Annotated in this window: 24 protein-coding genes; 12 read left to right on the top strand and 12 right to left on the bottom strand. The window is 71.7% G+C overall.

Going from position 1 to position 25,768, the window contains the following annotated elements:
* Positions 1-41: 41 nt before the first annotated feature.
* Positions 42-1,553 (top strand): acyl-CoA synthetase, encoded by a 1,512-nt coding sequence (locus OG302_RS06450; protein ID WP_371525845.1) that lies wholly within the window; start codon positions 42-44, stop codon positions 1,551-1,553.
* 35 nt (positions 1,554-1,588) lie between these two features.
* On the opposite strand, the gene OG302_RS06445 is transcribed toward OG302_RS06450, so the two are convergent.
* Positions 1,589-2,488 (bottom strand): LysR substrate-binding domain-containing protein, encoded by a 900-nt coding sequence (locus tag OG302_RS06445; protein WP_371525844.1) that lies wholly within the window; start codon positions 2,486-2,488, stop codon positions 1,589-1,591.
* Between the two features lie 154 nt (positions 2,489-2,642).
* On the opposite strand from OG302_RS06445, the gene OG302_RS06440 reads away from it, so the two are divergent.
* The 4 genes from OG302_RS06440 (at position 2,643) to OG302_RS06425 (ending at position 6,562) form a co-directional block, all read left to right on the top strand.
* A complete protein-coding gene (locus OG302_RS06440) occupies positions 2,643-3,653 on the top strand; it encodes an aldo/keto reductase (protein ID WP_371525843.1) in 1,011 nt (336 codons plus the stop codon).
* A gap of 50 nt (positions 3,654-3,703) precedes the next feature.
* Positions 3,704-4,120, top strand: a complete 417-nt coding sequence (locus OG302_RS06435) for an SRPBCC family protein (RefSeq protein ID WP_371525842.1) — start codon at positions 3,704-3,706, stop codon at positions 4,118-4,120.
* A gap of 139 nt (positions 4,121-4,259) precedes the next feature.
* Positions 4,260-5,054, top strand: coding sequence for an SDR family NAD(P)-dependent oxidoreductase (locus OG302_RS06430; protein WP_371525841.1), 795 nt, complete (start codon positions 4,260-4,262; stop codon positions 5,052-5,054).
* A 2-nt stretch (positions 5,055-5,056) separates the two neighbouring features.
* Positions 5,057-6,562, top strand: coding sequence for an FGGY-family carbohydrate kinase (locus OG302_RS06425; RefSeq protein WP_371525840.1), 1,506 nt, complete (start codon positions 5,057-5,059; stop codon positions 6,560-6,562).
* Between the two features lie 10 nt (positions 6,563-6,572).
* Here the strand turns inward: OG302_RS06425 and OG302_RS06420 are convergent, their stop codons facing one another.
* The 4 genes from OG302_RS06420 to OG302_RS06405 all read right to left on the bottom strand — a co-directional run bounded on the left by OG302_RS06420 (position 6,573) and on the right by OG302_RS06405 (position 11,399).
* Positions 6,573-7,442, bottom strand: coding sequence for a family 16 glycosylhydrolase (locus tag OG302_RS06420; protein ID WP_371525839.1), 870 nt, complete (start codon positions 7,440-7,442; stop codon positions 6,573-6,575).
* 195 nt (positions 7,443-7,637) lie between these two features.
* A complete protein-coding gene (locus OG302_RS06415; protein WP_371525838.1) occupies positions 7,638-9,983 on the bottom strand; it encodes an ATP-binding cassette domain-containing protein in 2,346 nt (781 codons plus the stop codon).
* Positions 9,984-10,022: 39 nt separating this feature from the next.
* On the bottom strand, positions 10,023-11,057 hold the full coding sequence (locus OG302_RS06410) for an LLM class flavin-dependent oxidoreductase (protein ID WP_371525837.1): 1,035 nt from the start codon (positions 11,055-11,057) through the stop codon (positions 10,023-10,025).
* Positions 11,058-11,117: 60 nt separating this feature from the next.
* Entirely contained in the window at positions 11,118-11,399 is a 282-nt protein-coding gene (locus tag OG302_RS06405; RefSeq protein ID WP_371525836.1) for a hypothetical protein, read from the bottom strand.
* A 322-nt stretch (positions 11,400-11,721) separates the two neighbouring features.
* On the opposite strand from OG302_RS06405, the gene OG302_RS06400 reads away from it, so the two are divergent.
* From OG302_RS06400 to OG302_RS06385, 4 genes are read left to right on the top strand one after another with little or no spacing between them, the layout of a single operon-like run.
* Entirely contained in the window at positions 11,722-12,567 is an 846-nt protein-coding gene (locus tag OG302_RS06400; RefSeq protein ID WP_371525835.1) for a helix-turn-helix domain-containing protein, read from the top strand.
* Complete coding sequence (locus OG302_RS06395) at positions 12,564-13,361, top strand: SAM-dependent methyltransferase (protein WP_371525834.1); 798 nt, start codon at positions 12,564-12,566, stop codon at positions 13,359-13,361. Before OG302_RS06400 ends, OG302_RS06395 begins: the two co-directional genes overlap by 4 nt.
* Positions 13,358-14,914 (top strand): helix-turn-helix domain-containing protein, encoded by a 1,557-nt coding sequence (locus OG302_RS06390; RefSeq protein WP_371525833.1) that lies wholly within the window; start codon positions 13,358-13,360, stop codon positions 14,912-14,914. The genes OG302_RS06395 and OG302_RS06390 overlap by 4 nt, the downstream gene beginning before the upstream one ends.
* 19 nt (positions 14,915-14,933) lie before the next feature.
* Positions 14,934-15,422 carry a hypothetical protein gene (locus OG302_RS06385; RefSeq protein ID WP_371525832.1) on the top strand — a complete coding sequence of 163 codons (489 nt, stop codon included), beginning with the start codon at positions 14,934-14,936 and terminating at the stop codon, positions 15,420-15,422.
* 16 nt (positions 15,423-15,438) lie between these two features.
* Here the strand turns inward: OG302_RS06385 and OG302_RS06380 are convergent, their stop codons facing one another.
* Positions 15,439-15,660, bottom strand: a complete 222-nt coding sequence (locus OG302_RS06380) for a dodecin (RefSeq protein WP_361831529.1) — start codon at positions 15,658-15,660, stop codon at positions 15,439-15,441.
* 237 nt (positions 15,661-15,897) lie between these two features.
* On the opposite strand from OG302_RS06380, the gene OG302_RS06375 reads away from it, so the two are divergent.
* Complete coding sequence (locus tag OG302_RS06375; protein ID WP_371750028.1) at positions 15,898-17,151, top strand: extracellular solute-binding protein; 1,254 nt, start codon at positions 15,898-15,900, stop codon at positions 17,149-17,151.
* A gap of 22 nt (positions 17,152-17,173) precedes the next feature.
* Here the strand turns inward: OG302_RS06375 and egtD are convergent, their stop codons facing one another.
* From egtD to egtA, 4 genes are read right to left on the bottom strand one after another with little or no spacing between them, the layout of a single operon-like run.
* Complete coding sequence (gene egtD / locus OG302_RS06370) at positions 17,174-18,136, bottom strand: L-histidine N(alpha)-methyltransferase (protein ID WP_371525831.1); 963 nt, start codon at positions 18,134-18,136, stop codon at positions 17,174-17,176.
* A complete protein-coding gene (egtC, locus tag OG302_RS06365; protein ID WP_371525830.1) occupies positions 18,133-18,888 on the bottom strand; it encodes an ergothioneine biosynthesis protein EgtC in 756 nt (251 codons plus the stop codon). Before egtC ends, egtD begins: the two co-directional genes overlap by 4 nt.
* A complete protein-coding gene (egtB, locus tag OG302_RS06360) occupies positions 18,888-20,216 on the bottom strand; it encodes an ergothioneine biosynthesis protein EgtB (RefSeq protein WP_371525829.1) in 1,329 nt (442 codons plus the stop codon). Before egtB ends, egtC begins: the two co-directional genes overlap by 1 nt.
* Positions 20,213-21,553 carry an ergothioneine biosynthesis glutamate--cysteine ligase EgtA gene (gene egtA, locus OG302_RS06355; protein WP_371525828.1) on the bottom strand — a complete coding sequence of 447 codons (1,341 nt, stop codon included), beginning with the start codon at positions 21,551-21,553 and terminating at the stop codon, positions 20,213-20,215. Before egtA ends, egtB begins: the two co-directional genes overlap by 4 nt.
* 259 nt (positions 21,554-21,812) lie before the next feature.
* Here egtA and OG302_RS06350 point away from each other — a divergent pair, with 259 nt between their 5' ends.
* On the top strand, positions 21,813-22,670 hold the full coding sequence (locus OG302_RS06350) for a TIGR02452 family protein (RefSeq protein WP_371525827.1): 858 nt from the start codon (positions 21,813-21,815) through the stop codon (positions 22,668-22,670).
* Between the two features lie 3 nt (positions 22,671-22,673).
* Here the strand turns inward: OG302_RS06350 and OG302_RS06345 are convergent, their stop codons facing one another.
* Positions 22,674-23,132, bottom strand: coding sequence for a type II toxin-antitoxin system PemK/MazF family toxin (locus OG302_RS06345; RefSeq protein WP_371525826.1), 459 nt, complete (start codon positions 23,130-23,132; stop codon positions 22,674-22,676).
* 71 nt (positions 23,133-23,203) lie between these two features.
* Between OG302_RS06345 and OG302_RS06340 the strand changes: the two genes are divergently transcribed.
* Positions 23,204-24,262 (top strand): glycosyl hydrolase family 18 protein, encoded by a 1,059-nt coding sequence (locus OG302_RS06340; protein WP_371525825.1) that lies wholly within the window; start codon positions 23,204-23,206, stop codon positions 24,260-24,262.
* Here OG302_RS06340 and OG302_RS06335 read toward each other — a convergent pair.
* A complete protein-coding gene (locus OG302_RS06335; protein WP_371525824.1) occupies positions 24,259-25,662 on the bottom strand; it encodes an amidase in 1,404 nt (467 codons plus the stop codon). The genes OG302_RS06340 and OG302_RS06335 overlap by 4 nt on opposite strands.
* Positions 25,663-25,768: the final 106 nt, after the last annotated feature.

Below are 25,768 nucleotides of genomic sequence, written 5' to 3'. Positions count from 1 at the left end.
GGGTCTGACGTCCCGTCAAGGCGCTCCTGTACCGTCGCCGCATGCATCCGGGAGCGTACGACCCCGCCAGGTTGGCCGTCGTCACCGCCGACGGCACACGGACCCTCACCTACGGACAACTCGAAGAACGCTCCCTGCGGCTCGCGGATCATCTGCGGGCCGCAGGTCTGCGTCGGGGCGACCACTTCGCCCTCCTCTGCGACAACGACCCGCGCGCCCTTGAGGTCTACTGGGCGGCGCTGCGCTCGGGTCTCTATCTGACCGCCGTCAACCATCACCTCACCACGGACGAAGCCGCGTACATCGTGAAGGACTGCGGGGCGAAGGCGCTGATCGTCTCCGGGTCGCTGACCGAACTCGGCGCGGCCGTGCGGGAGATGGCGGGCGGGCCGCCGATCGTGCTCGGTCTCGACGACGGAACGTACGAGAAGGCCCTGGAAGCCGCGTCCGCCGAACCGCCCGCCCACCAGCCGCGCGGCACCGACATGCTCTACTCCTCCGGCACCACGGGCCGCCCCAAGGGCATCAAGCCCGCGTTGCCCGAGGGTGACGTGCGCGACGAGCCGAGCACCTACGTGCTGATCTTCCAGGCCATGTACGGCTTCGGCGAGGACACCGTCTACCTCTCGCCCGCCCCGATCTACCACGCGGCGCCCCTGCGCTTCTGCGGGGTCGTCACGGCGCTCGGCGGCACGGTCGTCCTCATGGACGCGTTCCACGCGGAAGGCGCTCTCGCCGCCATCGAGAAGCACCGGGTCACGCACAGCCAGTGGGTGCCGACCATGTTCGTACGGATGCTGAAGCTGCCCGCCGAGGTGCGCGAGCGCTACGACCTGTCCTCGATGACGACCGCCATCCACGCCGCCGCGCCCTGCGCCGTCGAGGTCAAGCGGCGGATGCTGGAGTGGTGGGGCCCGATCCTGTACGAGTACTACTCCTCGACGGAGGGCAACGGCATCACGTTCATCTCGCCCGAGGAGTGGCTGCGCAAGCCGGGCTCCGTGGGTCGGGACGGGTTCCTCGGCGCGCTGCGGATCTGCGACGAGACGGGTACGCCGCTGCCGGCCGGCGAGACCGGCATCGTCTACTTCGAGCGCGACGAAACGCCCTTCCGCTACCACAACGACGACGGCCGCACCCGCGAGGCCCAGCACCCCGAGCATCCGAACTGGACCACCACGGGGGACATCGGGCACGTCGACGAGGACGGCTACCTCTTCCTCACCGACCGCAAGGCGTTCATGATCATCTCGGGTGGCGTGAACGTCTATCCGCAGGAGGCCGAGGACTGTCTCGTCCTGCATCCGGCGGTGGCGGACGTCGCGGTGATCGGCGTACCCGACCCGGAGATGGGGGAGGCGGTCAAGGCGGTGGTGCAACCGGCCGACGGGGTGGCCACCGGGCCCGAACTGGAGCGGGAGTTGGTCGAGTTCGTACGGGAACGCCTCGCGCACTACAAGGCGCCGCGCTCGGTGGACTTCGCGGAGTCGCTTCCTCGTACCCCCACCGGCAAGCTGGCCAAGTCCTCCCTGCGGAAGTCCTATTGGGCGTGAGCGGCCCCCGTCTCGGGAGTGTGCGGGTCCGCGTCTCAGTCGATCGTGCCGCCCTCCAGGACCGTCTCACGGAAGGACGCGACCACCGGGCGCAGGTCGATGGAGTGCCACGCCGCCCAGAGGTGAACGGATGCCTTGTGCCAGGGCAGTTCGCGTACGGCGACTCCGTCCGTAGTGCCGCGCACCATGCTCTTCTGGATGAGGGCGAGGCCGAGTCCGGACGCCACCAGGCCGAGCGCGGTGAGCGGTTCGGCGGCGTCGAGGCGGATGTCCGGGGTGAAACCGGACGCCACGCAGGAGGCGAGGAACGCGTCACGCCAGGCCGGATCCTGGGAGTTCTCGACCGCGATCCACGCCTGGCCGTCCAGGTCGCCAGGCGTCAACTCCTCCCGCGCGGCCAGCGGATGGTGTGCCGGCAGGGCGAGCAGCAGCGGGTCTTCGAGGAGGGGTGCGGCGAGCAGATCCGGATCGTCCTTCGCGGGGGGCTCCTGGACGAGCGCGATGTCGAGGCTCCGCTGCCGCAGCCCCTCGAACTGCTCCGCCGTGGAGAGGCTGTAGAGCGCGACGTGGATCCCCGGACGCTCCTCCTGGAGGCTCCGCAGCGCGCCCGGCAGGACGCCGGTGTGCATGGCGTCGCCCACGTACCCGATGCAGAGTCCGCCCTCCTCGCCGCGCCCGAGCCTGCGGCCGAGGTTTTCCAGCCGGTCCGCGTGCCGCAGCAGGGCGCGGGCCTCGCTCAGGAAGACCCGGCCGTCGGCCGTGAGGCGGATGCGCTGCTGGCTGCGCTCGAACAGGACGAGACCGAGCTGCTTCTCCAACTGGGCGATCTGGCGGCTGAGCGGCGACTGCGAGATGTGCAGCGCCTCCGCCGCCCTTCCGACGTGTTCGGTCTCGGCGACGGCCACGAAATAGCGGAGTTGTCGCAGGTCAAGCATGTAAGACCTCGGGGGACTCAAGTGTGTCCAAGCGAGTCTTGGACAGTCTCAAGCATCGATCCTAACCTCGAACTCGCAAGGCCGACGGATCACCTGAACCGCCGGGAAACACCAGATAACCCCCATCAGATACCCGCCATCGCGAGGACCCCTCATGAGCATCAAGTCCCTCCTCCCCGGAGCACTCGGCTTCGGCACCGCCCCGCTCGGCAACATGTTCCGCGCCATCCCCGACGAAGAGGCCGCGGCCACCGTCGAGGCCGCCTGGGACCAGGGCATCCGCTACTTCGACACTGCCCCCTTCTACGGCGCGGGCCTCTCCGAGATCCGCCTCGGCGACGTCCTCGCCGGCCACCCCCGCGACGCATACGTCCTGAGCACGAAGGTCGGCCGCGTCATCCTGGACGAGGTCGAGGACCCGGCCGCGCGCGACCTCGGCGAGAAGGGCGGCCTCTTCGAGCACGGCCGCCCGAACAAGATCGTCAACGACTACACGGCCGACGCCACCCTCCGCTCCATCGAGGACAGCCTGAAGCGGCTCAGGACGGACCGGCTCGACATCGTGTGGGTGCATGATGTCGCGCAGGACTTCTACGGCGACGAATGGCTGGCCGCCTATGAGCAGGCCCGTACGGGCGCTTTCCGCACCCTGGACCGACTGCGCGACGAGGGTGTCATCAAGGCCTGGGGCCTTGGCGTCAACCGCGTGGAGCCGCTCGAACTCACCCTCGACCTGGACGAGCCGAAGCCCGACGCGTTCCTCCTCGCGGGCCGCTACACCCTCCTCGACCACGACCGCGCCCTCCAGCGCCTGCTGCCGGCCGCCGCCGCGCGGGACGTCGACGTCGTCGTGGGCGGGCCCTACAGCTCGGGCATCCTCGCGGGCGGGCAGCACTTCGAGTACCAGAAGGCGCCCACGCAGATCGTCGCCAAGGTCGAGCGCATCAAGGCGCTCACCGAGCGGCACGGCGTCGGCATCAAGTCCGCCGCCCTGCAGTTCTCCCTCGCCCACCCGGCGACGGTGGCGGCGATCCCCGGCGCCACCAGGCCGAGCCGCATCGCCGAGGACGTCGCAGCGCTGGGCGAGAAGGTCCCGGCCGCGTTCTGGGCGGACCTGCGCGCGGAGCAGCTGATCGCCGCCGACGCGCCCGTGCCCACCGCCTGACCCGCCAACTGCCCCCGCCCACAACCCCGTACCCCTCTCAAGGAGCAACCATGGCTTCCACCTCCGCGTCCATCGAGATCCCCGTACCGGCCGACCGTGTCTGGCAGCTCATCGGCGGCTTCGACTCGCTGCCCGACTGGCTGCCGTTCATCCCCGCCAGCGAATCCAGCGAGGGCGGCCGCGTCCGCAGCCTCACGAGTGAGGACGGCGGCGTCATCGTCGAGCGGCTGCTGACCTTCGACGAGAAGGCGTGCACCTACAGCTACTCCATCCTCAAGGCCCCCTTCCCCGCCACCGACTACGTCGCCACTCTCGCGGTGCACGAGGTGCCCGGCCAGGATGTGTCGCGGGTGGAGTGGTCCGGCGTCTTCACGCCGGTGGGTGTCGAGGAGGAAGAGGTCGTCGCCTTGTTCCACGGCATCTTCAGCGATGGTCTCGCCGCCCTGAAGCAGACCCTCGCCGCCTGAGCGGACACCGGATCCGCCGTCGCGTTCCGCACTCGCGTTCGCAGCCGCCCCCGCCCCCGGAATGATCTACTGGACCGGGGGCAAGGCGGGCCCGCGCACGGAGTCCCGCCCCGTCACACCACAGCAGGAGGTACGCAGCATGCTCGTCGATCTCTCCGGCAAGACCGCCCTCGTCACCGGATCGACCCAGGGAATCGGGGCGGCCATCGCGGTCGGCCTGGCCAAGGCGGGGGCCCGGGTCGCCGTCAACGGACGGTCCGCCGCCTCTGTCGACAAGGCCGTCGAACGGCTGAAGGAGGAGCACGGCGGCGCCGAGTTCATCGCGTCTCCCGGTGACATCTCCACCGACGAGGGCGCCGCACAGGTCTTCGCGGCCGTTCCCCGGGCGGACATCCTCGTCAACAACCTGGGCATCTTCGGCGCGGAGCCGGCGCTCGACATCAGCGACGACGAATGGCGCCGCTACTTCGAGGTCAACGTACTGACCGCCGTCCGCATGATCCGGCACTACCTGCCCGGGATGAAGGACCGCTCCTGGGGGCGGATCCAGAACATCGCCAGCGACTCGGCGATCGTCACCCCCGCCGAGATGATCCACTACGGCACCTCGAAGACCGCGCTCCTCGCGGTCTCCCGAGGCTTCGCGAAGGAGGCCGCCGGTTCGGGCGTGACCGTCAACTCCGTGATCGCGGGCCCGACCCACACCGGCGGAGTGGAGGACTTCGTGTACGAGCTGGTCGACTCCGCACTGCCCTGGGACGAGGCGCAGCGCGAGTTCATGGTCAAGCACCGCCCGCAGTCCCTCATCCAGCGGCTCATCGAGCCGGAGGAGATCGCGAACATGGTCGTCTATCTCAGCTCGCCGCTCGCCTCGGCCACGACGGGCGGCGCCGTGCGGGTCGACGGCGGCTACGTCGACGCGATCGTCCCGTAGCCGTGACCTCCGCCACCGAGCCGTCACGCACCGGCTTACTGCTCGGCGTCGATATCGGGACGTCCTCCTCCAAGGGTGCCCTCGTCCGCCCCGACGGCACGCTCGTCGCCCAGGCGCAGCGCGAGCACACGACGTCCACCCCGCACCCCGGCTGGTTCGAGCACGACGCGGATGGCGTGTGGTGGGCCGAATTTCGTTCTCTGGCACGGGAGTTGCTGGCCGGTATGCCCGCGGGCGAGTCGCTCGCCGCGGTCGGCGTCAGCGGCATCGGACCCTGCCTGCTCCCTGTCGACGAGAAGGACACGCCGGTCCGCCCCGCCATCCTGTACGGCGTCGACACCCGGGCCGGCGCCGAGATCGCCGAGCAGAACGAGCGCTACGGCCCCGACGAGATCATCCGCCGCTGCGGCTCGCCCCTGACCAGCCAGGCGATCGGCCCGAAGCTGGGCTGGCTGCGGAGCCAGGAACCGGTGGCCTATGGGCTCACCCGCCGCTGGTACATGGCGAGTTCGTACCTCGTGCGCCGCCTCACCGGCCGGTACGTCCTCGACCACCACTCGGCGAGCCAGTGCACCCCGCTGTACGACTTGGCCGCCCGGGAGTGGATCGGCGAGCGCTGCGAGGAGATCGCCCCGGGTCTCGAATGGCCCGAGCTGGTCTGGCCGTCCGATGTCGTCGGCGCCGTGACTCCGCGGGCCGAGGCCCTCACCGGCCTTCCCGCGGGCACCCCCGTCGTCGCGGGCACGGTCGACGCCTGGGCGGAAGCGGCCGGTGTCGGTGTCGCCGCTCCCGGCGATCTCATGCTCATGTACGGCACGACGATGTTCCTGGTCGGCATCCTGGCGGAGCCGCTGACCAGCCCGCACCTGTGGGGCACGGCGGGCGCGTTCCCCGGCACGTACTGCCTGGCCGCAGGGATGGCGACGTCGGGGGCGGTCACCGGCTGGCTGCGTGACCTCACCGGCAGCTCGTACGAGCAACTGACAGCGGAAGCAGGGGAGTTGCCGCCCGGCGCCGAGGGGCTGCTGATGCTGCCGTACTTTGCGGGGGAGCGCACCCCGCTCTTCGACCCCGACGCGCGGGGCCTCGTGCACGGCCTGACGCTGCGGCACGGCCGCGGCCACCTCTACCGGGCCGCCCTGGAGGCCACGGCGTACGGCGTCCGGCACAACCTCGCCGCCATGACGGAGGCGGGCGCCACCGCCGAGCGCCTGGTCGCGGTCGGTGGTGGCGCCCGTGCGCTGTGGACCCGGATCGTCTCCGACGTGACCGGACGCGAGCAGCACCTGCCGCGCCACACCGTCGGAGCCGCCTACGGCGACGCCTTCCTCGCGGCGGTCGGCGCCGGGCTCGCCGGGCCCGGCGACATCGCGCACTGGAATCCGACGGTCGAGGTGGTGGCTCCGGACGCCACCACCTCGACCGTCTATGACCGGCTCTACGGGCTCTACCTGGACCTGTATCCGGCGACCCGCGAGGCCGCGCACCTGCTGGCGCGGCTCAACTAGCGTGCGCTGCCTAGGTGTTGGTGGTCACGTGGACGTAGTCGACGACGAGCTGCTGGGGGAAGCTCGTGCTGCCGTCCGGGTCGCCGGGCCAGTAGCCGCCGACGGCGAGGTTGAGGATCAGGAAGAAGGGCTTGTCGAAGACCCACTGCTTGCCGCTGACGTCGGCCGGGGTGCGGGTCTGGTAGACGTTGCCGTCCACGGACCATGTGACCTTGTTCGGTGACCAGTCCACAGCGAAGGTGTGGAACTTGTCCGCGAACGCCTCGCCGCCGGGCAGCGTGTAACCCGCGCCGACGCCACCCGAGCCCGAGTAGCCGGGCCCGTGCAGGGTGCCGTGGACGGTCCCCGGTTCGAAGCCGACGTTCTCCATGACGTCGATCTCGCCGCTCTGGGGCCAGCCCACGCTGCCGATGTCGGCGCCGAGCATCCAGAACGCGGGCCAGATGCCCTGCCCCCGCGGGATCTTCATCCTGGCCTCGACATGGCCGTACGTCTGCGTGAACTTGCCGGAGGTGTTGAGCCGGGCCGAGGTGTACTCGCAACGCCCGTACCAGCACTGGTAGTTGGCGGGGTTCTCCTTGCGGGCGGTGATGACCAGGTTGCCCTGGCCGTCGAGGGCGGCGTTCTTGTTGCCCGAGGTGTAGTACTGCCGCTCGTGGTTGTTGACGTTGTCGCCGGTCTCGACCTGCCACTTGCCGCCGTCGACCGCCGAGCCGGCGGGCCCGTTGAAGTCGTCGGTGAAGGTGGCGGCCGCGGCGGAACCGGTGGGGGAGGGGGCCGCCGACGCTCCGGCGGGCAGTCCGGCCAGGGCCGTGGCACAGCAGGCCAGGGCGGCCGTGGAGAGCGCCGCACGGCGGCGCCAAGAGGTGTGCACTGTCATCACATCGCTTCACGTGGGGGTGGCGAGGGAGTGGGGGGTGCTGGCGGGTAGAGGGAGGCGCCAGGCAAGGAGACATGCGCATGACAACTCGGTGTCGAGAACTGAACGCGGCGGGCGATCAACCCCGACGCTTTGTTCAGTACTTGATTTAAGGCAGACTCCGGTGCGCAGTCAAGGAGTTGGTGCGGACCAACCTCACCGGCTGCCGGTCGTCGCCCGCGCCAGATACGGCGCCGTCCGGCTCCCCGCGGCCTCCGCCACCACCGCGGGCGGCCCCGACGCGACGACACGTCCGCCCTCGTCGCCGCCGCCCGGCCCCAGGTCGATCACCCAGTCCGCGCCCGCCACCACCGCCATGTCGTGCTCGACGACCACCACCGAATGGCCCCCGTCCACCAGGCCGTGCAACTGGCGCATCAGGACCTCGACGTCCGCCGGGTGAAGACCGGTCGTCGGCTCGTCCAGGAGGTAGAGCGTGTGACCGCGCCGGACCCGCTGCAGCTCGCTGGCCAGCTTGATGCGCTGGGCCTCGCCGCCCGACAGCTCCGTCGCGGGCTGCCCGAGGCGCAGATAGCCCAGACCCACGTCCAGGAGGGTCCGCAGGCTGCGGGCCACGGCCGGCGTGTCCGCGAAGAACTCCGCCGCCGCCTCCACCGTCAGGTCGAGCACCTCCGCGATGTTCCGTCCCTGGTAGGTCACTTCGAGGGTCTCGGGGTTGTAGCGCGCACCCCCGCAGTCGGGGCACGGCGCGTACGTACTGGGCAGGAAGAGCAGCTCCACGCTCACGAACCCCTCGCCCTGACAGGTCTCGCACCGCCCGCCCGCGACGTTGAACGAGAAACGCCCGACGCCGTAACCCCGGCTCCGTGCCGCGTCCGTGGCCGCGAAGACCTTGCGCACGACGTCGAAGAGGCCGGTGTAGGTGGCCAGGTTGGAGCGGGGCGTGCGGCCGATCGGCTTCTGGTCGACGCACACCAGGCGCCCCACGCCGTCCAGTTCCTCGGTGACCTCGCCGATGAGCGTGGACTTGCCCGAGCCGGAGACGCCGGTGACGGCGGTGAAGGCACCGAGCGGGAACTCGGCCGTCACGTCGCGCAGGTTGTGCCGGGTGACGGGCCCGACCTTCAGCCAGCCGCGCGGGACGCGCACCTCGCGCGGCCCGCCGGTCTCACGGCCGAAGAGGAAACGGGCCGTCGCGGACTCCGTGACGGCCTCCAGATCCGCCACCGGGCCGCTGTGCAGCACCTGCCCGCCGTGCTCACCCGCGTCAGGACCCACGTCGACGAGCCAGTCCGCGTGGCGCATGACGTCGAGATGGTGCTCCACGACGAAGACCGAGTTCCCCGCGGCCTTGAGCCGGTCCAGGACGGTGAGCAGGGACTCCGTGTCCGCCGGGTGCAGGCCGGCCGACGGCTCGTCCAGGACGTACACGACACCGAAGAGCCCGGAACGCAACTGGGTCGCAAGGCGCAGCCGCTGCAGCTCGCCCGTCGAGAGGGTGGGCGTGGCGCGGTCCGGGCTCAGATAGCCGAGGCCGAGTTCGGTGATCGTGGCGATGCGGGCCAGGAGGTCGTCGGACAGGACGCGGGCCGCCTCCGAGCCCGTGCCGCTCTCCAGCGCCCTGGCCAGCTCCGACAGGGGCAGTGCGGCGAGGTCGGCGATCGTGTGGCCCGCGAACGTGACCGCCATCGCCTCCGGGCGCAGCCTGCTGCCGCCGCACGCCGGGCAGTCGGCGCTCGCCAGGAACCGCTCGGCCTTGGCGCGCAGCGTCTGGCTCTTGGAGTCCGAGAACGTCTTCAGCACATAGCGCCGGGCGCTCATGTACGTGCCCTGGTACGGGCGTTGGATGCGGTCCGCGTCCCGCACCGGGTGCACCGTCACCACCGGCTGCTCGTCCGTGAACAGGATCCAGTCCCGGTCCGTCTGCGGCAGCTCGCGCCAGGGCCGGTCGACGTCGTACCCGAGGGCGTCCAGGACGTCGCGGAGGTTCTTGCCCTGCCAGGCACCGGGCCAGGCCGCGATCGCGCCCTCGCGGACGGAGAGGGTCGGATCGGGGACCAGGAGCTCCTCGGTGGTGCCGTGCACCCGGCCGAGGCCGTGGCACCGGGGACAGGCCCCGGCGGCCGTGTTCGGTGAGAAGGCGTCCGAGTCGAGCCGCTCGGCGCCCTCGGGGTAGGTGCCGGCGCGGGAGAACAGCATGCGCAGGGAGTTCGACAGGTTCGTGACCGTGCCCACCGAGGAGCGCGACGTGGGCGCCGAGCGGCGCTGCTGGAGCGAGACCGCCGGGGGCAGCCCGGTGATCTCCCCGACCTTCGGCGCCCCCACCTGATGGATCAGCCGCCTGGCGTACGGTGCGACGGACTCGAAGTAGCGCCGCTGCGCCTCCGCGTAGATCGTCCCGAAGGCGAGGGACGACTTCCCCGATCCCGAGACGCCGGTGAAGACCGCGAGGACGTCACGCGGGACGTCCACGTCGACGTCCCGGAGATTGTGCTCGCGGGCACCCCGGACGCGTACGAACGGATCGTGGGGGCTGTGCATGGGGACTCCGTACGCGGCTCGGGGGCAAACCCCACGATTCTAGGTCCCGGCCAGACCCGCGACCCGGGCCAGGCGCCGGAAGGAGTCGAGGAGGCCTTCGCGGTCGTACGTACTGGTCGTGACCAGCACTTCTTGTGCGCCGCTCTCCTTGATCAGCGTTTCAAGCTCGTCGGCCACCTGTTCCTCCGTGCCGTGGATGTGGCCGGCGAGACCGGATTCGTAGAAGCCGCGCTCCTTCTCGGTCATCGTCATCGCCGGTGACTCGACGCGCTCGGCGGGCGGCAGGGGCGGGAAGGTGCCGTGGGTGCGTGAGTACGCCATCGACCAGGCTTCCGGTATCAGCAGGCGGCGGGCCTCCTCGGGGGTCCCGGCGACGGCGATCGTGCCCGAGACGACCACGTACGGCTCGCTCGACCACTCCGAGGGGCGGAAGGAGGCGCGGTAGTGCTCGATGCCGCGGAGCATCTTGTCGCGGCTCCTGATGTCGCCGATGACCATGGGAAGCCCGGCCCGTGCCGCGATGGTGGCGCCCTCGCCGATGGCCAGGACGAACGGCGGGACGGTCATGCCCTCGCTGGGGCGGGCGTGCGCTCCGGTGTCCGAGGTGCCGCGGAACCAGCCGAGGAGCTCGGTGAGCTGCGCCGCGAAGTCCTCGGCGTCGTGCTTGTCCCGGCCCAGGGCCTTGCGCACCCCGTCGGTGAACCCCACCGAGCGGCCGAGCCCCATGTCGACGCGTCCGGGGAAGAGCGCTTCGAGGACCCCGAACTGCTCGGCGACGACGAGGGGTTGGTGGTTGGGCAGCATCACGCCGCCGGTGCCGACCCGGATGGTGCGCGTCGCGGCGGCGACCGCCGCGGCGAGCACGGTCGGCGCGGAGCCCGCGACGCCCGGCACCGCGTGGTGCTCCGACACCCAGAGGCGGTGGTACCCGAGCCCTTCGAGCTCCTGGGCCAGGCGCACGGTGTCGCGCAGCGCCTCGGGGCCGTCGTGCCCCTCGCGGGTGCGGGAACGGTCGAGGACGGAGAACCGGGTCGTTTCCACGCGAGATCCCTTCGCCTGCGCTGTGCTCTCCATGATCCGCGAGGTTCGGGGTGCGGGCAAAGTGATTTTGGTCGCCGCGGGGGGCGGGGGCGGCTATTCCTCGGGCATCCTCTGCCGCAGCCCCTGGACACGGACCACGAGCGCGGAATGCGCCTCGGTCCACTGGACGGCGGGTGCCATGGCCGTCAAGAGTTTCCGGGCCGGCGGGGCGAGGCGGTACGTCGTGGCGTACGGGTGGCCCACCGGCCGTACGCGTTCGATGAGTTCTCCCTGCGTGAGACGCTGCAGGGTCCGGCTCAGTATGCCCTCCTGGAGGTACTGGTGGGCATTCCCGGGCCAGTTGCTGACGGGGGTCTGCGCGCGAACCGTATTCAACAATTCCGTGTACCGCAGTGGTCCGTCATTCAGGGCCACCAGGACATCCCAATGCCATTCGCCATTCAATAAGTGGAAAAGGTCGTGGATTTGCTGGAGGTATCGTTCGCCGATCGGTGGCAGCTCCGTGTGAACCGGGTGCCCTGTTTTTGATTTCAACTTACGTGCTCTCACGGAAAGTTGATCATTCCTTCTCTCGGCCCGGTCCTGGGCTTTCGCCATAGGGAATAGGGACATACAAAGGGTTGTGCGCAGCGATTGCAAGGTACAGAGTGTGCACTGTCCATAGATTGCGGCAAGTGCCGGAAGGGCGGAGGTGTTTGTGGCTCGTGAGCGATCCGGAAGGACTGTCGCGCACCTGGTTCTGGCCACTCGGCTGAAGACTCTGCGCGAGTCCGCGGGGCTGAGTTTCGGACAGGCCGCCGAGGCCCTCGGTGCCCATCCGGCGACCGTCCGCCGTATCGAGCAGGCCCAGACATCCCTGGACGCGGGCCAGGTTTCCACGCTCCTTTCGGTGTACGGGGCGAGTGCGGCGGAGACCGAGGAATTCCTCGGCAAGCTGGCGGCCGCCAACCGCCCCGGCTGGTGGCACCCGTGGCGCGCCGTCATGGACGCGTGGCAGCTCGACCTGATGAGCGTGGAGTCCGCCGCCAGCATCATCCGCACCTGGCACCCGGCACTCGTGCCCGCCCTGCTGCGCACCCCGGCATACTCCCGTGCCGTCGACGACATCCTGCGCCCGGACCTGTCCCCCGCGGACAAGGACCGCCGGACCGAGTTCCTGATGGAACGTCAAGAGCGGTTGCGTACCCAGCAGACGCGCATCTGGGCCCTGACGTCGGCGGCGGCCCTGCGCACGCGGGTAGGGAGCGCGGAGGTCATGGCCGGGCAGGTGCGGTCGCTCAGATCAGCCGCCGACCGGCCCGAAGTGACCCTGCAGATCCACCCGTTGGACGGACCGGCGCACGCCATGACCGGCAGTCCGCCGCTGACCGTGTACCGGGTCGAGGTGCCGGAGATCTCCGACCACGTCGTCCGGGAGGGCGGCCTGCCCGGCACGGCCGACGTCTGCGACGCGCACGAGACCGTGACGGCCTATCTCATGCTCCTTGACTACTCCTGCACCGCCGCACCCCACCCCCACGAGTCGAAAGAGGAACTGGCGTGACCGAACCGACCAAACTGCCCCCGGAGATAGACACGTCCGTGGCGCACAGCGCGCGTGTCTGGAACTACTGGCTCGGCGGCAAGGACAACTTCCCGGCCGACCAGCAGGCCGGTGACGCCTACCGCGACAAGTACCCGCTGATCGAGCAGTTCGCCCGGGAGTCCCGGGACTTCCTGCGGCGCACCGTCAGCCACCTGGCACGGGAGGCGAAGATCCGGCAGTTCCTCGACCTGGGTGCGGGGTTACCGACCGCCAACAACACCCACGAGGTCGCCCAGCGCATCGCCCCCGAATCCCGGGTGGTCTACGTGGACCACGACCCGCTCGTCCTGCTGCACGTGCACGCGATGCGTACGAGCACCCCCGAGGGCGCCACCGCCTATGTGCTCGCGGACATGCGCGACACCGAAGCCGTCCTGCGGGGAGCGGCCGAGACCCTCGACCTGACCCGGCCTGTCGCCCTGGTGATCAACGACGTCCTCGGTCACATCGTCGACTGGGACGACGCCCTGTCCCTCGTACGCCGCCTGGTGGAGAAGCTCCCCTCGGGGAGTCATCTCGCCCTGAGCCACTCCACCGCGTCGGACGAGGAACACCGCAAGGTCCAGGAGGAGTACAACAACTCCGGCGCGATTCCCTACATCTTCCGCGAGCCGGAGGTGACGGTCGCCTTCTTCGAGGGCCTTGAGCTCGTCGAACCCGGCTTCGTCTCCTGGCCCAACTGGCGACCCGACTCCACCACGGACCGCACCACCGAGCGGGCGGGCTGGGGCGCCGTCGCACGCATTCCGTGACACCGAGCAAGGCGGGCCGCGCGCAGGACGGCGCGGGGCCCGCGCCCGCCGCTCCTGCCCCTTCCGGCTCGCCCGCGCCTCCCGCCTTCCCCGTGGAGGACACGGCGTACGGAGTGGCGCGTCGGCTCACGCAGGCGGCGGGCCGCTCCGGTGCCGAGCTGATCGCCGAGGCCGCCGCCCTGGCCGACGGCTGGGCCGCCGTGGTGAACCCCGTGGTGGGCGCCGTGCACAGCCACCCGCACACCGCGGGGCCCGCGGCGGTGCGGGCCGCCGCGCACCCTCGGACCCATCCGCACCTGACCGTTCAGCAGGTGGCCGACGCCGTGCTCGTCCTCGGCCCCGGGGAAGCGACGCCCGCACCGCGCGTCGCCCTGATCGCGCAGTGCACCGCCGACCTGCTGCTGGTGCGGGCCCGGCAGGCGGAGGAGACACGAGGCGCCGAGCAGCGACTGCACGGCGCCGCGCTGCACCTGCTGCTGAGCGGCCGGCACCGCCTGGCCACCGAGGTGCTCGGCGTCGGCGGCGGAGGAGGCAGCACGGCCTCGCACGCCGCACACGCAACACACCCCACGCCCGCCCCGCTCCCCACGCACGCCACCGTGTACCGGCTCACCGGCAGCAACGCGCACACCGCCCACCAGGCCCTGTGGCGAGCGGCGCAGCCCGCCCTGCCCCCCGGCGGCCCCCGCATCCTGATCACCCGGGACGACAACGAACTGGCGGTGGTCGCCCTGCACGGCGCCCAGGGTGACCAGAGCGCGACGCTCACGCTCCTGGCCCGCATCGCCGAGCGCCACCAGCTGGCCGGAGGAGCGGCGGACCCCGTACCCCTGGACATGCTCCCCACGGCGTGGACCGAGGCCGGGACCGTGCGGAACGGCGCTGCCGCCGGACAGCTCGTCCCCGCGGCCGGCCTCGGCGCACACGGGCTCCTCCGCGTCGTGCCCACGGACCGGCTCACCGCATGGTCCGCCGCCGTCCTGCGGCCCCTGGGCCGTGCGCAGCGCCGGACCCTGGAGGCCTGGCTGCGGTCGGGCTCGGCCCAGGCCGCCGCCCCGGCCCTTGACGTGTCCGAGGGCACGGTCCGCTCACGCCTGCGCGGCATCAGCGCCCTGCTCACCGCCGATCTCGACGACCCCACCGTCCAGGCGCAGCTCCTGCTCGCCCTGCGGGCCCCGGAGCCACCGGAGCCGGCCGCTGCGCCCGTACGCCTTCCCGCCTCGCCGCTGCCCGCCGACCTGCTCGGCTGCGATGAAGCCCGGCGCTGGGCCACCGCCCTCCTCGCACCGTTGGACACACGCCTGCGCACCGCGCTCCGCTGCTGGCTGAGGCAGCGCGGCCGGACGGCCCCCGCCGCCACCGAGCTGGGACTGCACCGGTCCACCCTGACCGCGTGGCTGGCCAAGTGCGGCACGCTCCTGGGCGTCGACCTGTCGTCCGCGACCGTCAGGACCGAGCTGCATTTGGCCGCCGAGACGATCGCGGTTCCGGGGGATGCGGTCGCGGCGTTGCCACGGCGCGGGGGTAGGACCTACCGGGGTCCGCGGTCCTAGGAATGTCTACGCTGGGCGCGTGACGGACGACAGCAGATCCCTGGCCGTGTTCGACCTGGACGGCACCCTCGCGGACACCGCGCACCGCCAGCGCTTCCTGGAACGCAAGCCGCGGGACTGGGCCGCCTTCTTCGCGGCGGCACCGGACGACCCGCCGCTGGAGAAGGGCGTGGCGCTCGCCCTGGAGAGCGCGCGGGAGTGCGAGGTCGTCTACCTCACGGGCAGGCCCGAGCGGTGCCGCCAGGACACCGTGGCGTGGCTGGCGGCCCAAGGGCTTCCGGAGGGGCGCGTCTGGATGCGCCGCAACGACGACCGGCGGCCCGCCCGCCGTACCAAGCTGGAGATCCTGCGGAGGATCTCCCGGTCCCGCGAGGTCCGGATGCTGGTGGACGACGACGAGCTGGTGTGCGACGAGGCGGAGCGGGCGGGCTTCACGGTCGTACGGGCGCGCTGGACGAGCACGTCCGCCGCGCTCAAGGACGCTCAGGAGCGTGAGGGGCGGACGTGAGGGCCCGGCGCCCAGGTCAGGCGCTGTCGCCGTCGTCGAGGCGGAACCCGACCTTCAGGCCCACCTGGTAGTGCTCGATCTCGCCGTTCTCGATGTGGCCTCGCACCTGGGTGACCTCGAACCAGTCCAGCGAGCGCAGCGTCTGCGAGGCGCGGGCGATGCCGTTGCGGATGGCCTGGTCGACTCCTTCGTGCGAGGTGCCGACGATCTCGGTGACCCGGTAGGTGTGGTCGGACATGAGGCTGTTCCTCTCCGCCGTGTGGTGACCTCACAGCTGTGGGGTGACGTCACTCCACCGTGCCCCACCACGCGGCGGTGCGCGAGACGGTGGGCGCAAGGCCTTGACCGACTCATTGGTACAGACCAAAATCCAGACATACCCGTTCGAGCCATCAGCTCACCCCCCCGCGTCGGGCCGACCTTCCCTGTCCGCAGGCAGAAAGTGACCCACGTGAAACCGCACCGCCGCGTCGCCATGTCCCTGACCCTCGTTCTCGCCGCCACCGTGCTGCTCCCCGGCTGCGGCGTCCTGCCGGGCGGAGAGGACGAGCGGCGGACCGTCACCGTGTGGCTCATGCGGGGCAGCGCGTCGCCGGAGTTCATCAAGCGGTTCACCACGGACTTCGAGAACCGGAACGGCGACATCGACCTGGAGATACGCCTCCAGGAGTGGACGGGCATCGGCGGCAAGGTCAAGGCCGCGCTCAAGGCGGAGGAGGGGCCCGACGTCATCGAGGTCGGCAACACGCAGGTGGCCCAGTACGTCGACGAGGGCGGGCTCTACGACCTCACCCTGGAGTCCGCCCGCGACCTCGGCATGAAGGACTGGCTGCCGGGCCTGGCCGAACCGGGGCGCTACAACGGCAGTCAGTACGGCATCCCTTGGTACGCCGCCAACCGCGTCGTCATCTACAACAAGGACCTCTTCGCGCAGGCCGGAATCGAGGAGCCGCCGAAGACCCGCGCCCAGTGGCTCGATGCCACGGAGCGGCTCAACTCCGGTGGCGGCCAGGGGATCTATCTGGCAGGCCAGGACTGGTACACCCTGGCCGGATTCATCTGGGACGAGGGCGGCGAACTGGCCACCGAGGCCAAGGGGTCCAGAGGCGTGTGGGAGGGCAGCCTGCACGCGCCCGCGGCACTACGGGGGATGGACTTCTATCAGCGGCTGCAGGCGCTGGGCGAGGGTCCGCGGGACGCGGACGAGGAGCATCCGCCGCAGGCCGGGGTGTTCGCCGAGGGAGACGTGGCGCAGATCGTCGCCGTGCCCGGGACGGCGCGGGCCATCGAGGAGGCGAACCCGAAGATGAAGGGGAAGCTCGGCTACTTCCCGATCCCCGGCAAGACGGCGGCGAAGCCGGGAGCCGTCTTCACCGGCGGCTCCGACCTCGTGGTGCGCGGGAAGACGGACGACCGCGCGGGTGCGGTCGCCGTCATCGAGGCGCTCGCGGGCAAGAAGTGGCAGAAGGACCTGGCACGGACCATGAACTACGTGCCGAACAAGACGACTCTCGCCTCCGCCGTCTCGGACGAGGAGGGCGTCGCCGCGATGGCCGCGGGCGCCGCGCGCGGGCGGGCGACACCGGCCTCGCCGAAGTGGGCGGCCGTGGAGGCGGACAACCCCATCAAGGAGTACATGTCGAAGGTGCTCGCCGGGGGTGATCCGGCGACGGAGGCCAAGGCGGCCTCGCGCCGGATCACCAAGACGCTGGACGTCAGCGGCCCGTGACGGTCACGGGCCTCCGGCCGGCCTAGCGCGCCTCACTCAGCGACAGCGCGAAGCGAGCCCGCTCGTCCGTCCACCAGTGGGTGAGCTTCAGGTCCGCCGCGGACAGCTCGGCCCGTACCGTCTCCTCGCGGAACTTCGCCGAGATCTCGGTGCGCATCTCCTCGTGGCGGTCGAAGTCGACCGCCAGGTCGAGCGCGGGGATCTTCACCGTCTGGGCGGCCAGGGAGCGCAGCCGCATCTCGATCCACTCGTGCTCGCGGTCCCAGACGGCCACGTGCGAGAACGCGTCGGGGTCGAAGTCCGCGCCCAGCTCACGGTTGATCACGGCCAGGACGTTCTTGTTGAAGGAGGCGGTGACGCCCGACCCGTCGTCGTACGCCGAGACGAGGACCGACTCCTCCTTCACCAGGTCCGTGCCGAGCAGCAGCGCGTCACCGGGGGAGAGGAGAGTGCGCACCGACGCCAGGAACGCCGTGCGCTCGGCGGGCAGCAGGTTGCCGATCGTGCCGCCCAGGAAGGCGACGAGCCGCGGGCCCGGGGTGCCCGGCAGGGCGAGGCCGCGGGTGAAGTCGGCGATCAGGGCGTGCACGTTGAGCGAGGGGCGCGAGGCGATCAGGGTGTTCGCGGCGCCGGTGAGCGCGCTCTCGCTCACGTCCACGGGTACGTACGTGTGCAGGTCCGCGAGCGCGTCGATCAGGTGGCGGGTCTTCTCCGACGAGCCAGAGCCCAGCTCGATCAGCGTGCGCGCGCCCGTCGCCGCGGCGATCTCCGCGGCGCGGGTCTGCAGGATCTCCCGCTCGGCGCGCGTCGGGTAGTACTCGGGCAGCGTGGTGATCTCGTCGAAGAGCGCGCTGCCCCGCGCGTCGTAGAACCACTTGGGCGGCAGCGTCTTGGGCGTGCGGGTGAGGCCGTGCAGGACATCGGCGCGCAGGGCGGCGTCCGTGGTGTCCTCGGGCAGGGTGCGGGTCAACTGGAACGGGCTCACGCGGATGGCTCCTTGAGCGGGGTCAGCAGGACATCGGTACGGCTGGCGGCGAGCAGGGTGCGGTCGGGCACCTGACGCCAGTGCGGATCGTCGTCGTAGGGCTCGGAGGCCACGACGGTGCGGCGGCCCGGTTCGGAGAGGTACCAGAGGGTGTCGCCCCAGGCGGTCGCGGCGATCGTCTCGCCGTTGGTGAGCAGCAGGTTGAGGCGTGATCCGGGGGCCGCCTCGGCGACCTCGACGACTGTGTCCGCGAGAGCCTGGCCCTCGTCGTCGCCGCTGCGCAGCCGGTGCAGGACGAGCGCCCACACCAGGGCGGAGTCGCAGCGCGCCTCCATGGACAGGAGGTCATCGGGCGGCAGCAGACGGGACACCGGGGCCAGCGAACGGGGCCAGCCCGTGACCGCGCCGTTGTGGCTGAACAGCCAGGTCCCGGCGGCGAACGGTGCCGCCGCGGCCTCGCCGTCCGCGCCCGCCTCGGTGGCGTCACGCACCGCGGCGAGCAGCGCACCGGACCGCACGACCCGGGCGAGGTCCGCGAAGGACTGGTCGCCCCAGATCGGCCCGGAACGGCGGTAGCGGGCGGGCACCGGGTCGTCCCCGGCGTACCAGCCCACCCCGAACCCGTCGGCGTTGACCGTGCCGTGGCGCTGCTGCCGCGGCGCCCAGGACTGGCGGAACAGGCTGTGCAAGGGGTCCACGAGGAGCTTGCCCAGTGGCTCCTCGGGACCCAGGAACGCGAGATGACGGCACATCAGGGAGCCTCCGTCGGATCCGCGTCGCGAGCGGTGCGGAACCCGGAGAAGATCTGCCGCCGGACCGGGTGGTCCCAGTTGCGGAACGTGCCCCGGCAGGCCACCTCGTCCACGGAGAACGCCCCGCCGCGCAGCACCTTGTAGTCGCCGCCGAAGAAGACGTCGGAGTACTCGCGGTAGGGGAAGGCGGCGAACTCCGGATAGGGCAGGAAGTCGCTGGAGGTCCACTCCCACACGTCGCCGATCAACTGGCGCACGCCGAGCGGGGATTCCCCGGCGGGATAACTGCCGACGGGCGCCGGACGGAGATGGCGCTGGCCCAGGTTGGCGCGCTCGGGCGTGGGGTCCGCGTCGCCCCACGGGTAGCGCATCGAGCGGTCGGTGGCCGGGTCGTGCCGGGCGGCCTTCTCCCACTCCTCCTCGCTGGGCAGCCGCCGGCCCGCCCACCGGGCGTAGGCGTCCGCCTCGTACCAACTGACGTGCAGCACCGGCTCGTCGGGCGGAACGACTTCGACGGTCCCGAAGTGGCGGCGCAGCCACTGGCCGCCTTCCCGGCGCCAGAACAGCGGAGCCGAGAGGCCGTTGCCGCGGACCACGTCCCAGCCCGCCGGGGCCCACCACCGCGGCTCCTCATACCCGCCGTCGGCGATGAAGCGCTGGTAGTCGGCGTTGCTCACCGGCGTCGTGTCGATGTGGAACGGCGGCACGAGACGGTGGTGCGCCGGACGTTCGTTGTCCAGTGCCCACGGCTCGGTGGACGTGCCCATCGTGAACGGGCCGCCCGGCACGAGGACTTCGGCCGGTCCGCTGAACGCCGGGGCGGGCGCGGGATCCGGTGCCGTGAGCGCCGTGGGGCCCGAGCGCAGCTGATGAGTGATCAGCATCGTCTCGTCGTGCTGCTGTTCGTGCTGCGCGATCATGCCGAACGCGAAGCCCGCGTCGGTCAGCGGGGAACCGCGGAACGGCGTGCTCTCCAGGACGTCCAGTGCGCGCCCGCGCACCTCGGCCGCGTAACGGCGGGCCTCGACGGGGGCGAGCAGCGGCAGGCTCGGCCGCTCGGAGCGCGGGTGCTCGAAGGCGTCGTACAGGCCGTCGATCTCGGGCCGCATGGCGTCACGGCCCGCCACCGCCCGCAGCAGCCACAGCTCCTCCTGGTTGCCGATGTGCGCCAGGTCCCAGACGAGGGGCGACATCAACGGGGAGTGCTGTGCGGTCAGTTCGGGTTCCTCGACGCAGGTGGTGAGGAGCGAGGTGCGGTCCCGGGCGGTGAGGAGCGCCGTCAGGGCGCGCTGTCGAAGCGCATCGGGGTCGCTGACTGTTCCGGTCATCGGAGGATGCCCTTCTCGTGCTCGTGGTCGTAGGTGTCGCCCGCGAGGTGCCCGTCGAGCAGGTCGTCCGCCGGGCAGCGGCCCCGCGCGACATACCGCTCGGCGTACGCGGCGACCGCGTCGCACACCTCGGCGCTCGCGCCCATCCGGGGCAGCGCGTCGGCGGCGGCCGCGAAACACACGGTCGCGGCCTCCCGCAGCTCCGGGTCGGCGAGCCCGTGCCGGGCCGCGTCCAGCCACAGCGGGCTGCGCGGCGCCGCGGGCGCGCCGGGCGGGCAGGCGCGCTCGGCCAGCGGCTTCACGGTGCGGTAGGCGGTCTCGGCGGCCTGCGGGTCGTCGAACAGGGCGCTCGTCACCGCCAGCGGCACGATCCAGCCGTGCCGGCCCGGCTGGGCGTCGACCATCCGCAGCTCCAGATGGCCGCGCGGGCGTACGGGCGGGAACAGCGTGGTCAGGTGGTAGTCGAGGTCGTCGCGTGTGGGCGGGCGCGGGCCGCCGGAGCGGGCCCAGGTGCGAAACGTCAGCCCCTCCGGGACGGCCCAGGGCGTCTCGCCGCCGTCGTCCCCGCCGGCGCCCCGGATGAACATCACCGGGGCGTCCAGCACGTGCCGCGCCCAGGCCTTCCGTGGCTCCGCGTCCAGCGGCGGTGCGCCGGACGTGCCCGGGTCGATCGACGCCCACACGGCCTGCCGCGTGGAGCGCCAGCCGGTGGAACGCCCGTCCTGGACCGGCGAGTTGGCGAAGGCGGCGACCAGTACGGGGCCCAGCAGATGGGAGAGCCGCCAGCGCCGTCCGTAGCCGAGCGGACCGGGCTCCTCGTGCCCCGCGTCCAGGCAGATCTGCACGGATGCCGTGGAGCACATCATGCGGCGGCCCGCGGGGCCGGTGCGGTCGAGATAGCGCTCCATCGCGTCATAGCGAGGGCGTTGCAGAATGCGGGACGGCGGGCGCCAGGGATCGGCACCGAGGCCGGTGAGCGTCAGATCCAGGGTGGCAAGGCGGTCGCGTACCAGGGAGAGATCGGCCGATACGGCGGATACGCACTCCATGAGCGAGGCGGCGGGGAGCGAGCTGAGCTCCAGCTGGCCGCCTGGTTCGACGGTGATCAGGGAGTGCAGGGGCAGGGCCCGCAGTGCGGCGTAGGCCGCTTCCAGGCGGGCGGGGGACACGGGCAGATGGAGCCGGTGCGGCTCGTGGATCAGCCATTCCAGTTCGACACCGGTGATGCGCGGTGGTCCGGTCTTGAAGCAGATGCCGGTGACCAGTGCCTCCGCCTCTGACTCGGATACCGCGGTGCCGTACCTCGCGCGGTAGGTCGTACAGTCGCCCTCGGGCATGCAGGGGTCCTCCTGTTCAAGTTCTGCCTGGTCCAGCGGTTGTGGACCACCCGGTCAACTCGACATGGGGTCGATCGGGCCGGTCTGGGTCGGCAGCGCTCGTACCACCCAAGACCCTGTCGGCCAATCGCACAAGAGTGCCCCTAAGGCCAAATCGGTGCCATCGAATTCTGTTGCGGCGGGGGACGCCGAGAGCTCACGATGCGTTCATGTGCGAGACGGGGGACAGGACAGCAGTGGTCGGAACGGGGGAGCGGGCATGAGTGCGCGACTGCGTGGCATCGCCGCGCAGACCGAGGACATCGTGGCGGCAGGGTGGTACGCCGCTCCGGGGGGCCGCGAGGTGGTGATAGCGGATGCGGTGGACGCCGCGCGCTCCGGCACGCGGATGTTCGGTCCGGCGGCCCTGGACGTGACGTCCGTGACGCCGCCCGAGCTGATCTCCACGGTAGTCGAGGTCACCGGGGAGAGCAGCTTGGAGGCCGCGCGCCGCCTGACGGGCGGGGAAGGGGGCCCGGTGGCCGTCCTGAACTTCTCCTCGGCACGCAATCCCGGCGGCGGCTATCTGAACGGCGCCCAGGCGCAGGAGGAGGCGCTGTGCCGGGCATCGGCGCTGTACACGTGCGTGCGGTCGGTCAGGGAGTTCTACGACCACCACCGCGCCCACCGCGACCCGTTCTACACGGACCGCGTGATCCACTCCCCGGCCGTGCCGGTCTTCCGCGACGACCGAGGGCGGCTACTGGACGAGGCGTACAGGGTCGGCTTCCTGACCTCGGCGGCGCCGAACGCGGGCGTCGTGCTGCGCCAGTCCCCGGAGCGCGCCGCCGACCTGCCGTCCGCCCTGGCCCGGCGCGCGGAGCGGGTCCTGGAGACCGCCGTGGCCTGCGGCTACCGGCGGCTCGTGCTCGGCGCGTGGGGCTGCGGGGTCTTCCAGAACGATCCCGCCCAGGTGGCGGACGCGTTCCGGGTGCCGCTCGACGAGGGCGGCCGGTTCCACGGGTCCTTCGAGCACATCGTGTTCGGGGTGCTCGACCGTACGCGCGGCGCGGTGACGCGGGCCGCCTTCGAGGAGGCGTTCGGGGCGGGGTTCAAGGGCGCGGCTCGGCCCGCTTAGGGGCTACCGCCAGCCGTAGCGCTCCTGGAGCCGCCGCACGACCAGGTTGAACCGCATCCGGTCGAGCGCGCACGCCTCACGCCGCATGCCCGCGTCGTGCACCCGAAGCACCCGGTCGATGGCGACCCAGGATTCACGGCCCTCGCGGTCCCAGGGACCGCTGCCGATCGGCACCCACTCCCTGTCGTTCGCGTGCTGCTTGCTGGAGAGCTGCACCGCGAGCAGCGTGCCGCGCGCCTCGCGGGCGACGACCAGGACGGGACGGTCCTTGCCGCGCCCGTCGTTCTCCTCGTAGGGAACCCACGTCCAGACGATCTCGCCGGGGTCGGGATCGCCGTCGTGGGCGGGGGCGTACGTCGTCTGGACCCGGCCGACCTCCCGGGGCTCGGCCTCGGTGGTCGCGGCGGGGCCCATGCGGCCCGGATGCTCGGACATCTGCTGGTCATCGGTGTTGGCAGTCACGCGGGCCACCGTAGAACCTGTCTGGCCCAACCCGCAGGGCGGGTCCGCCCGATGGGCCGCAGGCTCGGTCCATGGCGCACCGACGACACCTCAGCCGAGCCCGGGTCATCGCCGTCCTCGCCCTCTGTGGCACGGCACTTGCCCCGACACTCCCGCAATCCGCCGACCGACCCGTGCCGCCGCCGCGCACCGTCTCCGGCTGGCTCCCCTACTGGGACCAGGAGACCGCTTACCAGGACGCCCTGCGCCACGCCGGCCAGCTACACACCGTCAGCCCCTTCTGGTACGAGGCGAAATCGGCCGGAAGCGTGGCGGGCCACACCGGGGCGGGCTCGCGTCGCGTCATCGACGGACTCCACAGGGCGGGCATCAAGGTCGTGCCGACCGTCATGGAGCGGATGCGGCCGGGAGCGCTCGCGGCGGTCGTCACGGACAAGGCGCGCCGCGCCGAACACATCGACGCTCTCCTGCGGATCGTGCGCAGCCGTTCGTACGACGGGATCGACCTGGACTACGAGTCCATCGCGCCCACCGGTGACGCCGCCTACAAGAAGGTGGGGGCGGGTTACGCGACGATGGTCACCGACCTGTGCGCGCGGCTGCACGCGCTGCGCAAGCAGTGCCTGATCACGGTGTCGCCGAAGACGCGGATCAGCGGGCGTGTCTGGGACTACCGCCGACTGGGCGCCGCCGCCGACCGGTTGCGCATCATGGCCTACGACCAGCACTGGGCGTCCGGCTCACCCGGCCCGCTCTCGTCGCCCGCCTGGTACGAGGAGATCCTGCGCCGCGCCACCGCCGAAGTCCCGGCCGCCAAACTGGAGATGGGCCTGCCCGGCTACGGCTGGGACTGGCAGGTCGGCAGCCGCGACCGCGCCAGGCACGTCACCTGGAAGGAAGCGGAGGCCCTGCGCCGGCGGGTCGGCGCCCCTTACCGGATCGACCCCGAGTCGAGCACGCCCCACTTCACGTACAAGGAGGGCGGCAAGAGCCGCACGGTCTGGTACCAGGACGCGCGCGGGACGGCCGCGCACCTCCCGATCCTACGGAAGTACGGCGTGCGCCACACCGTCCTGTGGGCCCTCGGCTTCGAGGACCCGGCGGTGTGGCGGACCCTGGCCACCGGTTAGGCGGCCTGCGGCCACTGCTCGTACCACCGCTGGTCCGCCTCCAGCTGTGCGGCGAGCGATATCAGGAGCGGCTCGCTGCCCGCGGGGCCAAGGAGCTGCGCGCCGACCGGCAGGCCCCCGTCCGCCTTGCCCGCGGGCACGTTGACGCCGGGCCAGCCCAGCACGTTCCACGTCCACGCGTAGGGGCAGGCTGCGATCATGGCCTGGTCGGTGCGCCAGCCGCTGAGGTCGGCCATGGTGCCGATGCGCGGCGGCGGAGTGGCGGTGGTGGGCGTGAGGACGACGTCGTACGTCGAGAAGATCGCGCCGACCCGGCGGTGCAGGGCTGCTTCCGCGCGGCGGGCCAGGCGCAGCGGGGCGCCGCCGAGCACGCGCCCCAGGCGCGCCGCCTCCTTGGTCCGCGGGTCGAGGAGGTGCGGGTGGGGGATCTCGCGGGCCCATTCGGTGATGCCCGCCGTGGCGCGCGGCACGAAGTCGAGGCCGATCTGGCCGTAGCGCGGGTCGGCCTCCTCCACATCGTGGCCGAGCGCGGCGAGCCGGTCCGCCAGGACGATGACCTTCCGGCGCACGACGGGATGCAGGCGCTTGGGGGTCGCGGTGAACGGCATGCGCAGGGAGAGGGCGATCCGCAGCCGCCCCGGTTCGCGGGTCGCCGCGTCCGTGGCGCTGATGGCGGGCGGCTGGTGCAGGTCACCGCTGTGGTTGCCGCTCGCCGCGTCGAGCAGCAGGGCAGCGTCGGCGACGGTCCTGGCGAGCGGGCCGTTGACGGTGATGCCGTTGAAGGACTCGGGCCAGGGCCAGGTCGAGATACGGCCGCGCTGCGGTTTGATCCCGACGAGGTGGGTCCAGGCGGCGGGGATGCGCACCGAGCCCGCGCCGTCCGAGCCGAGCGCCGCGGGGACGAGGCCCGCGGCGACCGCGGCCGCCGAGCCGCCCGAGGAGCCGCCGGGGGTGTGTCCGGTGTGCCACGGGTTGCGGGTGTCCCCGAAGCCGGGACCCTCCGTGAAGGGCCACTGCCCCAGCTCGCAGGTGTTGGTCTTGCCGACGATCACGGCTCCGGCCGCCCGCAGCCGGCGCACCGACTCGGCGTCCTCCGTCTTCGGCGGGAAGTCACCCCGGCAGCCGAACGCGGTTGGTTCGCCAGATATGTCGGTGTCGTCCTTTACGGCGAGCGGCACACCGAGCAGCGGCCGCCCCGAACCGCCGGCCGCCAACTCCCGGTCGGCGGCGTCCGCTTCGGCGAGCGCGTCCTCGGCCCGCACCAGCTTGAAGGCGTTGAGCACGGGCTGCGAGGCCTCGATCCGCGCCAGCGTGCGCTCCGTCAGCGCACGCGAGGACACTTCTCCGTCGGCCAGCGCGCGAGCGGTGCGCGCGAGTCCATCGGCACGGTCGACAGTCATGTGGGGCACCTTTGATCGCCGGACAAGTGCACGCACGCTAACCGGCGCGGGAGGAACGCGGTACGTGGGCGGGGCAGTTCACGCCGTGCACGGCGGTCGTGAGCGC

The sequence above is a fragment of the Streptomyces sp. NBC_01283 genome (assembly GCF_041435335.1).
Taxonomy (GTDB): Bacteria; Actinomycetota; Actinomycetes; order Streptomycetales; family Streptomycetaceae; genus Streptomyces.
The sequence above is the reverse complement of the archived record's forward strand: the minus strand, read 5'-3'. Positions and strand labels throughout refer to the sequence as shown.

Coding starts and splice junctions, on each gene's coding strand:
- OG302_RS06450 (WP_371525845.1), top strand. CDS start 42: ATGCATCCGGGAGCGTACGACCCCGCCAGGTTGGCCGTCGTCACCGCC.
- OG302_RS06445 (WP_371525844.1), bottom strand. CDS start 2,488: ATGCTTGACCTGCGACAACTCCGCTATTTCGTGGCCGTCGCCGAGACC.
- OG302_RS06440 (WP_371525843.1), top strand. CDS start 2,643: ATGAGCATCAAGTCCCTCCTCCCCGGAGCACTCGGCTTCGGCACCGCC.
- OG302_RS06435 (WP_371525842.1), top strand. CDS start 3,704: ATGGCTTCCACCTCCGCGTCCATCGAGATCCCCGTACCGGCCGACCGT.
- OG302_RS06430 (WP_371525841.1), top strand. CDS start 4,260: ATGCTCGTCGATCTCTCCGGCAAGACCGCCCTCGTCACCGGATCGACC.
- OG302_RS06420 (WP_371525839.1), bottom strand. CDS start 7,442: ATGACAGTGCACACCTCTTGGCGCCGCCGTGCGGCGCTCTCCACGGCC.
- OG302_RS06415 (WP_371525838.1), bottom strand. CDS start 9,983: ATGCACAGCCCCCACGATCCGTTCGTACGCGTCCGGGGTGCCCGCGAG.
- OG302_RS06410 (WP_371525837.1), bottom strand. CDS start 11,057: ATGGAGAGCACAGCGCAGGCGAAGGGATCTCGCGTGGAAACGACCCGG.
- OG302_RS06380 (WP_361831529.1), bottom strand. CDS start 15,660: ATGTCCGACCACACCTACCGGGTCACCGAGATCGTCGGCACCTCGCAC.
- OG302_RS06375 (WP_371750028.1), top strand. CDS start 15,898: ATGTCCCTGACCCTCGTTCTCGCCGCCACCGTGCTGCTCCCCGGCTGC.
- egtC (WP_371525830.1), bottom strand. CDS start 18,888: ATGTGCCGTCATCTCGCGTTCCTGGGTCCCGAGGAGCCACTGGGCAAG.
- egtB (WP_371525829.1), bottom strand. CDS start 20,216: ATGACCGGAACAGTCAGCGACCCCGATGCGCTTCGACAGCGCGCCCTG.
- egtA (WP_371525828.1), bottom strand. CDS start 21,553: ATGCCCGAGGGCGACTGTACGACCTACCGCGCGAGGTACGGCACCGCG.
- OG302_RS06350 (WP_371525827.1), top strand. CDS start 21,813: ATGAGTGCGCGACTGCGTGGCATCGCCGCGCAGACCGAGGACATCGTG.
- OG302_RS06340 (WP_371525825.1), top strand. CDS start 23,204: ATGGCGCACCGACGACACCTCAGCCGAGCCCGGGTCATCGCCGTCCTC.
- OG302_RS06335 (WP_371525824.1), bottom strand. CDS start 25,662: ATGACTGTCGACCGTGCCGATGGACTCGCGCGCACCGCTCGCGCGCTG.